Annotated in this window: 11 protein-coding genes; 2 read left to right on the forward strand and 9 right to left on the reverse strand. The window is 72.2% G+C overall.

Going from position 1 to position 12,413, the window contains the following annotated elements:
* Positions 1-34: 34 nt before the first annotated feature.
* From AB0H93_RS26130 to AB0H93_RS26150, 5 genes are all read right to left on the reverse strand, one after another.
* Complete coding sequence (locus AB0H93_RS26130) at positions 35-463, reverse strand: hypothetical protein (RefSeq protein WP_358575829.1); 429 nt, start codon at positions 461-463, stop codon at positions 35-37.
* A gap of 57 nt (positions 464-520) precedes the next feature.
* Positions 521-2,083, reverse strand: coding sequence for an FAD-dependent monooxygenase (locus tag AB0H93_RS26135; RefSeq protein WP_358575830.1), 1,563 nt, complete (start codon positions 2,081-2,083; stop codon positions 521-523).
* 49 nt (positions 2,084-2,132) lie between these two features.
* The gene (locus tag AB0H93_RS26140) at positions 2,133-2,756 is read right to left on the reverse strand and encodes a TetR family transcriptional regulator (RefSeq protein ID WP_358575831.1); all 624 of its coding nucleotides are present in this window, start codon (positions 2,754-2,756) and stop codon (positions 2,133-2,135) included.
* 55 nt (positions 2,757-2,811) lie between these two features.
* Positions 2,812-3,471 carry a phosphoribosyltransferase family protein gene (locus AB0H93_RS26145; protein ID WP_358575832.1) on the reverse strand — a complete coding sequence of 220 codons (660 nt, stop codon included), beginning with the start codon at positions 3,469-3,471 and terminating at the stop codon, positions 2,812-2,814.
* A 104-nt stretch (positions 3,472-3,575) separates the two neighbouring features.
* On the reverse strand, positions 3,576-5,333 hold the full coding sequence (locus AB0H93_RS26150; RefSeq protein WP_358575833.1) for an ABC-ATPase domain-containing protein: 1,758 nt from the start codon (positions 5,331-5,333) through the stop codon (positions 3,576-3,578).
* A gap of 351 nt (positions 5,334-5,684) precedes the next feature.
* Here AB0H93_RS26150 and AB0H93_RS26155 point away from each other — a divergent pair, with 351 nt between their 5' ends.
* Positions 5,685-6,464, forward strand: coding sequence for a lysozyme (locus AB0H93_RS26155; protein ID WP_358575957.1), 780 nt, complete (start codon positions 5,685-5,687; stop codon positions 6,462-6,464).
* Between the two features lie 70 nt (positions 6,465-6,534).
* Here the strand turns inward: AB0H93_RS26155 and AB0H93_RS26160 are convergent, their stop codons facing one another.
* Together AB0H93_RS26160 and AB0H93_RS26165 are read right to left on the reverse strand one after the other, a co-directional pair.
* Complete coding sequence (locus AB0H93_RS26160) at positions 6,535-7,527, reverse strand: LCP family protein (protein WP_358575834.1); 993 nt, start codon at positions 7,525-7,527, stop codon at positions 6,535-6,537.
* 331 nt (positions 7,528-7,858) lie between these two features.
* Positions 7,859-9,115 carry an aspartate aminotransferase family protein gene (locus AB0H93_RS26165; protein WP_358575835.1) on the reverse strand — a complete coding sequence of 419 codons (1,257 nt, stop codon included), beginning with the start codon at positions 9,113-9,115 and terminating at the stop codon, positions 7,859-7,861.
* Between the two features lie 117 nt (positions 9,116-9,232).
* On the opposite strand from AB0H93_RS26165, the gene AB0H93_RS26170 reads away from it, so the two are divergent.
* Positions 9,233-10,714 (forward strand): NAD-dependent succinate-semialdehyde dehydrogenase, encoded by a 1,482-nt coding sequence (locus AB0H93_RS26170; protein WP_358575836.1) that lies wholly within the window; start codon positions 9,233-9,235, stop codon positions 10,712-10,714.
* A 160-nt stretch (positions 10,715-10,874) separates the two neighbouring features.
* Here the strand turns inward: AB0H93_RS26170 and AB0H93_RS26175 are convergent, their stop codons facing one another.
* Together AB0H93_RS26175 and AB0H93_RS26180 are read right to left on the reverse strand one after the other, a co-directional pair.
* Positions 10,875-11,567, reverse strand: a complete 693-nt coding sequence (locus tag AB0H93_RS26175) for a GntR family transcriptional regulator (protein WP_358575837.1) — start codon at positions 11,565-11,567, stop codon at positions 10,875-10,877.
* Between the two features lie 14 nt (positions 11,568-11,581).
* Positions 11,582-12,343 (reverse strand): maleate cis-trans isomerase, encoded by a 762-nt coding sequence (locus AB0H93_RS26180; RefSeq protein WP_358575839.1) that lies wholly within the window; start codon positions 12,341-12,343, stop codon positions 11,582-11,584.
* Between the last annotated feature and the right edge of the window lie 70 nt (positions 12,344-12,413).

The following is a 12,413-nucleotide window of genomic DNA, read 5'->3' on the forward strand; positions in this document are numbered from 1 at the left end:
CTCCTGGCGGACCGCTGACGGCCGGCAATCCGGATCAGCCAGGCAGCGGCCCGACCAGCGGATGCCGCAACTGCTTGCACCCATAGGTGCAGTCATGCACCCGCCGCCGGCCCCACAGCTCCGCGAACTCGGGGCTCTTCATCGGAAGCTCCCGATCAGCCGCAGGTAGGCGACGTGCCCGCGCGCCTCGTCTGTCCACTGCGGATAGAGCTCGCGGGTGTGCGGGTCGAGGAACAGCATCCGCGACGGCTCGGCCGGTCCGCCACCCGGTTCGGGCTGCCGAATTCCAGGTGCCCGCCGGCAACGCGTGCCCGAGCCGGTTCCAGGCCAGCACGTCGTTGCGGCGGCCGATCACCAGCGCCGGCACCGCATCCATCGAATCCGGCAGGTGCCTCAGCCGCGGCCGGCCTCGTCCTCGCCATCGTGGCCGCGGGCCGGCACCGCGCAGACGGGCATCCCGCATCCGCGAACCACGCCCCGGCCCACCACTGACCACAATGGACGGACGGTGGCCTCCCGATCAGGCGCGGGCGGTCACCGGGACGCCGAACCACCGGTCGGCTGCGGCCTGGAGCGCGTCCAGTTCGGTGGCATCCGGGCGGGGCGATGCCGATGCCCACGCCACGTAGCAGTCCGGCCGGAGGAGCAGGGCGGTGGCACCGATGTCGGCTCCGGCGAGCCGTCCGCGGACCACGTCCACCTGGTCGGCGCGCCTTGCGAGCGTTCCCGGGGAGCCGTCCTCGGTCAGGTCGATCAGCAGCGGGCGCGCGCTGCGGGTCAGCTCCGCCAGCCGCACCGGCCCGGTTTCGGTGTGCAGCTCGAATTCCGGGGCGCACCGGCCGATGAGCGGATGCGCGCCCGCGGCTCCCATGTCGTAGCGGACGTCGGACCCCGCGGTGAGGTCCGCGATGCGCTGGACGGTGCCGGGGTCGTCGAGCAGCTCGGTGAACAGCTCGCGCAGCGCGGTGACGTCGCTGCCCGGGGCGATCAGCGCGGACTGCGCCTGGGCGTAGGTGATCATGCGCCGGGCCGCCTGGCCGCGTTCCGCCTCGTAGCTGTCCAGCAGCCCGGGCGGGGCGTCGCCGCGGAGCTCGGCGGCGAGCTTCCAGCCGAGGTTGATCGCGTCCTGCAGGCCGAGGTTGAGCCCGGGCCCGCCGCCCGCGGTGTAGACGTGCGCGGCGTCGCCGAGCAGGAACACCCGGCGGTCCCGGAAACGGTCGGCCACGCGGGTGTTGCCGCCGCTGCGGCGTCGCAGCACGTGCGGCCCCGGGCCGGCGGGCAGGCCGAGCGGCACGTCGGCGCCCAGGACCCGGCGGGCGCTCTCCCGCAGCTCGTCGAGGGTCATCGGCGCCTCGGTCTCCGGCTCGTCCCACTCGATGGTGCTGATCAGCGGGTCCTGCCCCGGCAACGGCGCGTACCCGAAGCCGCCGTGCTCGGTGCGGTGCGGCAGGAACGGCAGGATCGCGCCGGCGCCGGGCACGTTCAGCGCCCCGGTCGCGGGGTCCACCCAGTCCGCGGGAACGGTGGCGTTGGCCGTCCGGTTCGTCGTCCGGTCGTAGCTGACGCCGGGGAAGCCGATGCCGGCGCGCTTGCGGATGACGCTGTGAGCGCCGTCCGCGCCGACCAGGTACCGGGTCCGCAGCCGGTACGGCCCGTCCGGGCCGGTGACCTCCACCTCGACCGCGTCGTCGTCCTGCGACAGGCCGGTGACCTCGTGTCCCCAGCGGATGTCGGTGTCGAGCTCGACGGCCCGCTGCGCCAGGACTTCCACGATGCGGCGCTGCGGCACGGCCAGGTTGTAGACGGGGCTGTCCGCCAGCAGGCCCAGGTTCAGGCTCATCCCGGCGAACATGAAGTAGGCGGAGTTCGGCCGCGGGGGCTGCGGGCCGCCGCTGAGCGGCTCGTGCAGTCCTCGGCGGTCGACCATCTTCACGACCTGGCCGACGAGGCCGTTGGCCTTGGGCTCGTCGCTGGGCGCGGTCAGGCGTTCCAGCACGATCGGCCGCAGCCCGGCCAGACCCAGCTCGCAGGCCAGCATGAGCCCGTTCGGGCCGCCGCCGGCGATGACGACATCGGCGATCATCGGGGGTTGTGCTCCTTCGTCGAAGTGGGCGGAATGGGCCGGATCGTCCTCATGGGACCGGGAGTCCGGAGGCGATCCGGGCGAACGCCTCGCGCAGCAGCGGCAGGGCGGAGCTGTGCGGGTCTTCGCGCAGCCAGTGCGCCACGGCCGTGGCGCTGCCGGCGCCGACCACTGCGGCGACCAGTTGCGGGTACAGGTCGTGCGCCACGTCGGTGCCGGTGCGTTCGGCGATGGCCTTCGCCAACTCGTCCTGCGCGATCGCGTTCGCCTTGAGGACTTCGCCCTGCACGGCGGGCTCGGCGAGCATGAGCCGCAGGCCGTCGATCCAGCCCTGGTCGCGGGGCTGCCGGTCGTCCGGCGCCGGCGCGAACTGCGCCTGCACCGCGTTGCCGATGGCCTCCCACAGCGGTTCGGCGGCCGGTCGCGCGCGCAGCTCCTCGGCGATCCGCAGGGCGCGTTCGAGGTGGCTGGCGGCGATGGCCTCGGCCTTGCCGGCGAAGTAGTTCCGGAAGGTGCGCGGCGAGACGTCGGCGGCCGCGGCGATGTCGTCCACCGTGACGTCCTGCCATCCGCGTTCGACGGTCAGGCGGATCGCCGCCCGGCTCAACGCGAGGCGTGTCTGGCGCTTCTTGCGCTCCCGCAACCCGATTCGGGTGTCGTCTTCAGCGGTCATGCGGACCACAGTAGCGAAACTTGCCAATTTTGCAAGATTGCCAACTTGGCAAGTTTTACGACTGGTCGAGCTCCCGCAGGATCTCGAAGATCTCCTCGTCCGTGGTGGCGTTGAAGTCGCGGTACCACTGCCCCACCGCGGCGAAGCCGACCGGCTGCAGCACGCACACCACCACGTCGGCCTCCGCGCGCAGCGCGGTGACTGCGTCCCGCGCCCCCACCGGCACGGCCAGCACCACGCTGCGCGGCGCCGACCCGCGCAGCATCCGCACCGCCGCGCGCGCCGTGGCCCCGGTGGCCAGCCCGTCGTCGACCAGCACGACGTCACGCCCGGCCAGCGGCAGCGGTTCGCCGCGCTGGAACAGCTGCTCCCGGCGCCGCGCCTCGGCCCGCTCCCGCTCGCAGGCAGCCTGCAGGGTCCGCTCGTCGAGGTGGAACGAGCGCACCAGCTGCTGGTCGTAACTCGGCGGGCCGTCGGCGGTCACGGCGCCGACGGCCAGTTCCGGCTGGCTCGGCGCGCCGATCTTGCGGGCCACGCAGACCCGCAGCGGCGCCTTCAGCATCCGAGCCACCTCGGCGGCAACCGGCACCCCTCCCCTGGCCAGCCCGAGGACCACGGGATCGACCAGCTCGAGCCCGGTCATCCGCTGGGCCAGGACCCGCCCGGCGTGCCGGCGATCGGCATAACCGGTGGTGGTTCGATCCGGGAAACCCATGCGAGGCATCGCTCGCCTCCCGTCCGCCGCGCATGCGCACGACAGCACATCGGGGAAACCACTCGCCTCGATGATGCCCGCCCGCCGCCGCCGGGCAAACCTCCTCACGTGCGAAAGCCGGCCACCCTCAGCACCCGGAGCCGGTTCAGCGCGGCCGCCAGCTCGAAGCGCCGCGGCACGGCGAAATCGCCCACGTAGCGCTCGTCGACGGCCAGGACGCCGCGCTCGGCGACGTCCGTGGCGAAGGCGTCGAGCACCTCCGCCACGGTGCGGGTGCCGTCGAGCACTCCCCGCCGCGCGCAGCTGACCAGCGCCAGCCCGATCCCGGTGACCTGCGCGGGGTCGACGACCTGCTCCACGCCGCGAAGCTCCACAGTGGATTCGCCCAGGGTCAGCGCGTCCACTCCCCGGGCGCGGACCTTCGGTCGTTCGGTGGGGATAGAGCGCGGGTCCACCACGCGGTGCCGGACCTGCGGGAACGCCTCGGCCTCCGAGCGGCGGCCGGTGGGCGCGGCGGCCAACTGCCGGGCGCGCTCAGTGACGTCGCGGGCGTGGTAGGCGTCGAGCATCAACACCTGGTCGGCCACGTCCATGTAGTCCCCCGAGCCGCCCATCACCAGCACCGTCGACACCCCGTGCGCGGCGTGCAGCGGCCGGATCAGGTCGACGAACGGCGTCAGCGGCTCGGACTCCTTGGCGACCAGCGCCTGCATCCGCGCGTCGCGGATCATCAGGTTCGTCGCCGCGGTGTCCTCGTCGACCAGCAGCACCTTCGCCCCGGCCTCCACCGCCTCCACGATCGCGGCGGCCTGCGAGGTCGAGCCGGAGGCGTTGTCGGTGGAGAAGTCGGTGGTGTCGGCGCCAGTGGGCAGGTGCCCGACGAACGGGCTGACGTCCACCCGGTGCACCCGCCGCCCGTCCTCGGCGCGCACCTTGACGGTGTCCTCCCGGCACACCACCAGCTCCCGGCCGTCGCCGGGAACGTGGTCGTAGACGCCGAACTCCAGCGCGCGCAGCAGCGTGGACTTGCCGTGGAACCCGCCCCCGACGATCAGGGTGATCCCCTCGGGCACCCCCATGCCGCGCACCCGGCCCCGGTTGGGCAGCTCGACCTCGACGCTCAGCGACTCCGGCGCGGCGAACGGCACCCCGTCGGTCAGCGGCCGCTCGTCGACGCCGCTGCGCCGGGGCAGCATCGCGCCGTCGGCGACGAACGCCACCAGCCCCAGGTCCGGCAGCATCCCGCGCAGCGCATCGGTGTCCTCAATGGAGTCCACGAACTCCCGCAGCCGCCGCTGATCGGCCGTGGCCCAGCGCAGCGCGGCCTCCACCGCATCGGGCAGCTCGTCGCACAGGGCCTGCTCCGCCTGCCTGCCGTCGATGGTCCGCCCGCGTCCCGGCAGGTCGATGCCCAGGCGCAGCACCACCGCTCCCCCGGCGATCTGGCAGGCGCTGCGGTCCAGCACCTCCTGCCGGCCGGCGTCGACCCGCAACCGGCTGTCGCGGAGCCTGCGGTACACCGCCCGCACCAGGTACCCGGCCAGCGCCCGCGCGCGCACCGGTGTCGACCACAGCTGTTCGGGGAAGCCCGCGACCGCCGGGTCGACCCGGACCTCGCAGCGGCTGGCCGGGGCGAACGGGTCCGGCTGCACGCGCTGGACCTCCAGGGTGAATCCGCCGAAGGACCAGCGGCCGCCCAATGACTTGTAGCGGCCGTAGCTCGCGCCGTGCATGGCGCGCAGTTCCTGCCGCAGCGCTTGCTCGTCGCCGCGATCACCGCGGGGCCGTTCGTCGCGCCGGCGATCACCCGGCCGCCGGTCCCTGTACCGCCCTGCTCCGGGACCGCCCGTTCGCTGTGCCATGCCCGAGACCTACCGGACGCGAGGCCGATTCTCCAATCGGGAGACGTGGATCACGTCGATTACCACCACAGTGGACAGCGCGTGTCCACATGGGGCAAAACCGGCGAAACGCCGCGGTGGAACTCAGCGGGTCCGCAATGTGCGGGTTATTCTCCGATCGCGCAAGATCCGCACCCCCACCCCGGTCCGAGACCTCGGACACCCGGTCCCGCTAGACGACGATGCCCCTGCTGGTGAGGAGGCGAGTGCATGCTCCGCAGATTCCGCGGCCCGATCGGCAGCCGCCAACGGCGACGCCCGGCCCGCGACGTTTCCCGCCGTCCACGTAGGACCGCAGCGCTGCTCGCGGCGATGATCGCGACGGCTGCGTTGGCCGGTGGCACGGCCAACGCCGAGCAGTCGCGCACCGCGCCGCGGCTGAGCCCCGACGATCCCAACGGCGCCTGGGCGGGCTACAGCTTGCCGGGCGGCAAGGACGCCCAAGCGCGGTCCCTCCCCCTCCCGGCCGGTGCGGTGTCCGGAATGGACGTCAGCGGCCACCAGGGCGACGTCGACTGGCCCCGGGCCTGGGCCGACGGCGCCCGGTTCGCGTACGTCAAGGCCACCGAGGGCACCGGTTTCCGCAACGCCCGCTTCGCCCAGCAGTACGACGGTTCCCACGACGTCGGCATGACCCGCGGTTCCTACCACTTCGGACTGCCGGACCGCTCCACCGGCCGCGACCAGGCCAACTTCTTCGTCGACAACGGCGGTGGCTGGCGCCACGACGGTCGCACCCTGCCGGGGGCGCTGGACATCGAGTACAACCCGTACGGCGAGGCCTGCTACGGCCTGGACCCGGCGGCGATGTCGCGGTGGATCGCCGACTTCAGCAACACCTACCACGCCCGGACCGGGCGCTTCCCGGTCATCTACACCACGACCGACTGGTGGAACCGCTGCACCGCGTCCAATCCGGACTTCGCCCCGAACAACCCGCTGTGGATCGCCCGCTACGGCCCCGACCTCGGCGCGCTGCCGGCCGGCTGGGGCTACCAGACCATCTGGCAGCACAACGACAAGGGCGCCTTCCCCGGCGGGCAGGACACCTTCAACGGCAACAGCAAGCAGCTCAAGCGATTCATCTCCTGACCGTCCCTCCCAACGGCGATGCGGGCCGCCCCGGAACTTCCGGGGCGGCCCGCATCGTTGGTCGCGCGGTCTACTTGTTCAGCAGGTCCGGCGGGATGGGCTGGTCGTTGGCGATCGCGTCGAACATGCGACTGGCGGCCTTGGAGTCCCAGACGATGACCGAGCCGCCGTTGGAGTCCTTGCCGAAGCGCCCGAACGGCGCGCTGGTGGTCACGCCCTCGCCGCCGCTGATGTCGCCCATCGCCAGGCCCAGCGACGCCAGGTGCCACAGGTGGTCGCTGTCGTTGACCACGAACGTCTTGCTCGCGCTGGAGGCCAGCGGGAACAGCCGGAACGGGTTGATCAGCGTCGTCGGGCTGGTCGCCTTGTTGACCAGGGCGCCCAGCAGCTTGCGCTGGTTCTCCGCACGCTCCAGGTCACCGCCCTTGAGCGAGTAGCGCGCCCGGACGAAGGCCAGCGCCTGCGGGCCGTCCAGCTCCTGGCAGCCGGCCGGCAGGTGCGCGTTCGCCATTTCGTCGTCCATCGGCTTGTCCAGGCAGATATCGACCCCGCCGACGGCGTTGACCAGGTCGGAGAACCCGCCGAAGCCGATCTCCGCGTAGTGGTCGATGTGCACCCCGGTGGCCTTCTCGACGGTCTCCGCCAGCAGTTGCGGGCCGCCGAAGGAGAACGCCGCGTTGAGCTTGGTCTTGCCGTGGCCCGGGATCTCCACGTACGAGTCGCGAGGCAGGCTGATCAGCGCCGGCTGGCCACCGCCGCCGGGGATGTGCACCAGCATCACGCTGTCGGTGCGCTGGCCGCCGGCGTCGCCGGCCGACAGCTCTTCGCGCTGCGCGTCGTCGAGGCCTTCGCGGCTGTCGGAGCCGACCAGCAGCCAGTTGGAGCCGGACGAGTCCGGGGCCTGCCCGCTGAACGACAGCGCGTCGGTGCGCTGCAGCATGCTGTCGAAGTAGATCACCAGGCCGCCCAGCAGCAGCACCAGCACGACCAGCGTGATGCCGATGCGCCGACCCCACCGCTTCTGCTTGCGCCTCGGCGGCGGCGGTGGCCGATCGTCGTCCACCGGCCGCCGAGGGCCTTGATGAGGCGGAGGGGGCGGCGGCGGACGCCGTCCGGGTGGCGGCCCGCTCGGGGCGCCCCGGTAGTAGTCGTACCTCTCGCCGCCGCCTTGCGGTCTCCGGCTCCTCGGCGGTTGCCCCGCCGACCAGTCGCTCATGCACACACCCGCGTCGGTTCGATCCGGCGCGCCCCGCACGCGCCGGGTTTGGCGTGAAGCATCGCAGACGACCGTCGGGGAATCACCGACCGCTACCGAACGGTGATCGGAGACCACCCGTTTCGGCTGGTGGCGGGCGTGAGGGCGACCTCACAGCCCGCCACCACGGCCGTGGTGGTCAGCCGTTGACGGCGTCGCGCACCGCTTCCGCCCACAACCCGACGGCGTCGTCGACCTGGTCGGCCGTGACGATCAGCGGCGGGATCATGCGGACCACGTTGCCGTGCGGTCCGCAGGTCAGCAGCAGCAGCCCGCGCTGGGCGGCGGCCTGGTGCGCGCGGGTGGCCGTCTCGGTGTCCGGCGCGCCCTCGGGGGTGCTGAACTCGTTGCCCAGCATCAGGCCCAGCCCGCGCACGTCGCCGATCACCGGGTGTTCGGCGGCGACCTTGCGCAGGCCCTCCTGCAGCCGGGCACCCTGTTCCGCTGCGTTGTCGACGAGCCCCTCGTCCCGCACCACGTCGAGGGTGGCCAGCGCCGCCGCGGCCGCCACCGCGTTGCCGCCGTAGGTGCCGCCCTGCGAGCCGGGCCAGGCCTGGCTCATCAGCGCCTCCGGCGCGGCGATGGCCGACAGCGGGAAGCCGCTGGCCAGACCCTTGGCGGTGATCAGGATGTCGGGGCGGATACCGGCGTGGTCGTGGCCCCAGAACCGGCCGGTGCGCCCGACGCCGGTCTGCACCTCGTCGACGATCAGCAGGATGCCGTGCCGGTCGGCGCGTTCCCGCAGGCCCGCGAGGAACTCCGGCGGCGCGGGGATGTAGCCGCCCTCGCCGAGCACCGGTTCGATGATGATCGCGGCGGTGTCGCGCGGCGAGCTGACGGTGACCAGCAGCTGGTCGAACTCGGCCAGCGCGAAGCGCACCGCGTCGGCCTCGCTGCAGCGGTGCCGGTAGGCCTCGGGGAACGGCGTGAACACGACGCCGGGCATCATCGGGCCGATTCCGGCCCGCACCTTCACCCCGGAGCTGGTGAGCGCGCCGGCGCCCATCGTGCGCCCGTGGAAACCACCCTGGAAGGCGACGATGTTCTGCCGTCCGGTGGCCTGGCGGGCCAGCCGGACCGCGGCCTCCACCGCCTCGCTGCCCGAGTTGACGTAGAACAGCCGGTCCAGACCGGCCGGGAGCACCTCGCCGAGCCGTTCGGTCAGCCGCAGCAGGGGCCGGTGCATGACGGTCGTGTACTGGCCGTGGATGAGGGTACCCACCTGGCGCTGGGCGGCCTCGACCACGCGCGGGTGGCAGTGTCCCGTGCTGGTGACCCCGATCCCGGCGGTGAAGTCCAGGTAGCGGCGATCCTGCTCGTCGTAGAGGTAGACCCCTTCCCCGCGAGCGGCCAGGACCGGCGTGGCCTGCTTCAGCAACGGCGAGAGCTCAGCCATGATCGACTCCAAGGTTCGTGACATGCAAAATGTAGGATTGTTGACAATCTCCGCTGACATGCAACCATCACCGAGCGTCGCTGTCCACCACCCGAGGCAGAAGGGTTCGCCGTTGCCATGACGATCTCAACCGAACAGCACCCCCGAGAGGCCGCCGTCGTCGACGCCGCGCCCAAGCAACTGCTCATCGGCGGCAAATGGCGCGACGCCGAAGGAGACCGCAGCTTCGAGGTCGAAGATCCGTCCACCGGCCGCGCGCTGTGCTCGGTCGCCGACGCCTCCCCGCACGACGGGCTGGCGGCGCTGGCGGCCGCGGCCGACGCCCAGCCGCAGTGGGCCAAGCACCCGCCCCGCGAGCGCGGCGAGATCCTGCGGCGCGCCTTCGAGCTGATCATGCAGCGGCACGAGGACCTCTCGCTGCTGATGACGCTGGAGATGGGCAAGCCGCTGGCCGAGTCGCGGGCCGAGGTCACCTACGCGGCGGAGTTCTTCCGCTGGTTCTCCGAGGAGGCCGTGCGCATCGGCGGCGACTACGCGGTGGCGCCCAACGGCAGCGGCCGGTTCCTGGTGATGCGCCAGCCCGTCGGCCCGGCGCTGCTGATCACCCCGTGGAACTTCCCGATGGCGATGGGCACCCGCAAGATCGGCCCGGCCATCGCCGCGGGCTGCACCTCGGTGATCAAGCCGGCGCACCAGACGCCGCTGTCGATGCTGGCGCTGGCCGAGATCCTCATCGAGGCCGGGCTGCCCGACGGCGTCCTCAACGTGGTCACCTCGCGCAGCGCGGGCAAGCTGATGGAGCCGATGATCCGCGACGGCCGCGCCCGCAAGCTGTCGTTCACCGGGTCCACCGCGGTGGGCCGCAAGCTCATCGAGCAGTCCGCCGACCAGGTGCTCAAGGTGTCGCTGGAACTGGGCGGCAACGCGCCGTTCATCGTGTTCGACGACGCCGACCTGGACGCGGCGGTCGAGGGCGCGATGCTGGCCAAGATGCGCAACATCGGCGAGGCCTGCACCGCGGCCAACCGGTTCTACGTGCACGCCGACGTCGCCGAGGAGTTCTCCCGGCGGCTGGCCGAGCGGATGAGCGGCCTGCGGGTCGGCCGCGGCGTCACCGACGAGATCCAGGTGGGCCCACTGATCGACGACGCCCAGCTGGGCAAGGTCACCGAGCTGGTCGCCGACGCGGTGCGGCTCGGCGCGGACGTCGTCACCGGCGGCGCCGGCCGCGACGGCGAGGGCTACTTCTACCAGCCGACCGTGCTGACGAACGTGCCGCTGGAGGCCCGGATGGGCCGGGAGGAGATCTTCGGGCCGGTCGCGCCGATCACCACCTTCACCGACGAGCAGGCCGTCGTCGCCCAGGCCAACGACACCGAGTACGGCCTGGTCAGCTACCTCTACACCCGCGATCTGCAGCGCGGCCTGCGGGTGTCGGAGGCGCTGGACAGCGGCATGGTGGGCCTCAACCAGGGCATCGTGTCCAACCCGGCGGCGCCCTTCGGCGGCGTGAAGCACTCCGGACTGGGCCGCGAAGGCGGCAAGTTCGGCATCGACGAGTTCCTGGAGACCAAGTACGTGGCCGTCGGCGGCCTCTGACAACAAACAACAGATTCGCGGCACGGCCTGCTTAGCGGTGCAAGCTGAGTCCCGCACCGCAAGCGGCTGCCGCCGCTTGAAGAAGACCTTGTCATCGAATGCACGATGCGGGGCGGGGTTCCCTCCACTGTGGAGGGAACCCCGCCCCGCATCAGGTCCGTCAAGTCGCCATGGAGCCGTTGAGGCGCTCCAGCGCGTCGGTCATGTGCGCCGTCAGCCGCTCCAGCAGCAGCTGCTCGTCGCCCGTCTCGATCGCGTCGACGAGCCCCTTGTGCTCGTCGACCAGCGCCTGCACGTCCGCGTGGTACTTGTCCTGCAGCGCCGTCAGGCACATCCGCTTCTCCACCAGCAGCGTCTGCGCCATCCGCTGCAACCGCGGGCTGCCCGACACCCGCACCAGCGTCTCGTGGAACTCCTGGTCGGCGTCGGCCAGCTCGATCGAGTCGCCCTTGCCCGCCGCGGCGACCATCCGGCTCTGCGCCGCGGTCAGCTCCGCCACCGCCTCCACCCGGTGGTGGCGGACGATCTGCTCGCACGCGGCGCGCTCCACCGCCAGCCGGGCCAGGTAGATGTCGTGGACGTCCTCGGCGTCCAGCGTCATCACGAACAGCCCGCGGTGCGGTTCACTGCGCAGCAGCCCTTCGGCGACCAGCCGCTGCATGGCCTCCCGCAGCGGCCCCCGGCTGACGCCCAGCCGGGCGGCGAGTTCAGCCTCGCCGAGCTGACTTCCCGGCGGCAGCGATCCGTACATGATCGCAGCCCGCAGCTGGTCGGCCACGATCGCCGCGGTCGACTTGCGCTGCACCGGCTCTAACTCACCCGGCTGCTGGTTCTGCTCGTCGGTCCCGAGCACCTGACACCATCTCCTCATTCCGGGGAGGCATTGCGCTCCCCTCCTGTTCCCTTGCGGAACAGCGTTCCCAATCCGTCGTGCGCCGCCCGATCACCGGCCAGCCGCAGCGCCTCCCAGGCGCTGACCTGATTGGCGGTGAGCACCGGTTTGCCGAGCCGGTCCTCCAGCTCACCCAGCCACGCCGCGGTGTGCAGCGCGGTGTCCGGCATCAGCAGCGCATCGGCCCGGTCGTCGTCGTTGGCCGCCGCGAACTCCAGCACCTCGTCGCGGCCGAGCGTGCCCACCTCGGCGGCGGTGATGATGCCCCGGCTGGACAACCTCACCACCTCCAGCCCCGCGGCCTGCAGGAACTCGACGAAACTGGTGGCCACGTCGTCGGGGTAGGTCGCGGCCACCGCCACCCGCCGCAGCCCCAGGGCCGCCGCGGCGTGCACGAACGCGAACGACGTGCTGGACGTCGGCAGCCCCGTGACCGCCTGCAACTTCTCCACCTGCTCCCGCGCGCCCTGCGGGCCGAAGACGAAGCTGCCGCTGGTGCACGCCCAGATCACCGACTGCACGCCGTGCTCCAGCAGCTGCCGCGCACCGTCGGCGAGCACGTCGTCCGAGCCGATGTCCAGCAGCGCGTCCACCCGATGCGCGTCCTCGCGCATCAAGGTGTGCACCAAGGGCAGCCGGATACCACCACCGAGCAGCCCTTCGAGCGCGGGGTAGTCGTCCTCGGCGCTGTAGCCGGGGTAGAGAATTCCTGCGGTGAACGGCACCGGTAGCTCCATCCTTAGTCGACATCGTTTCCGACACCACCGCTGCGGATCCGCCGACGCCAACACCGCACAACCGGTCGAT

Source organism: Saccharopolyspora sp. NPDC050642 (assembly GCF_040654735.1).
GTDB classification, from domain to species: Bacteria; Actinomycetota; Actinomycetes; order Mycobacteriales; family Pseudonocardiaceae; genus Saccharopolyspora; species Saccharopolyspora elongata.

Excerpts from the sequence above, each read along its gene's own strand:
- AB0H93_RS26130 (WP_358575829.1), bottom strand. The coding sequence starts at position 463 with ATGCGGGATGCCCGTCTGCGCGGTGCCGGCCCGCGGCCACGATGGCGA.
- AB0H93_RS26135 (WP_358575830.1), bottom strand. The coding sequence starts at position 2,083 with ATGATCGCCGATGTCGTCATCGCCGGCGGCGGCCCGAACGGGCTCATG.
- AB0H93_RS26140 (WP_358575831.1), bottom strand. The coding sequence starts at position 2,756 with ATGACCGCTGAAGACGACACCCGAATCGGGTTGCGGGAGCGCAAGAAG.
- AB0H93_RS26145 (WP_358575832.1), bottom strand. The coding sequence starts at position 3,471 with ATGGGTTTCCCGGATCGAACCACCACCGGTTATGCCGATCGCCGGCAC.
- AB0H93_RS26150 (WP_358575833.1), bottom strand. The coding sequence starts at position 5,333 with ATGGCACAGCGAACGGGCGGTCCCGGAGCAGGGCGGTACAGGGACCGG.
- AB0H93_RS26155 (WP_358575957.1), top strand. The coding sequence starts at position 5,685 with ATGATCGCGACGGCTGCGTTGGCCGGTGGCACGGCCAACGCCGAGCAG.
- AB0H93_RS26165 (WP_358575835.1), bottom strand. The coding sequence starts at position 9,115 with ATGGCTGAGCTCTCGCCGTTGCTGAAGCAGGCCACGCCGGTCCTGGCC.
- AB0H93_RS26170 (WP_358575836.1), top strand. The coding sequence starts at position 9,233 with ATGACGATCTCAACCGAACAGCACCCCCGAGAGGCCGCCGTCGTCGAC.
- AB0H93_RS26180 (WP_358575839.1), bottom strand. The coding sequence starts at position 12,343 with ATGGAGCTACCGGTGCCGTTCACCGCAGGAATTCTCTACCCCGGCTAC.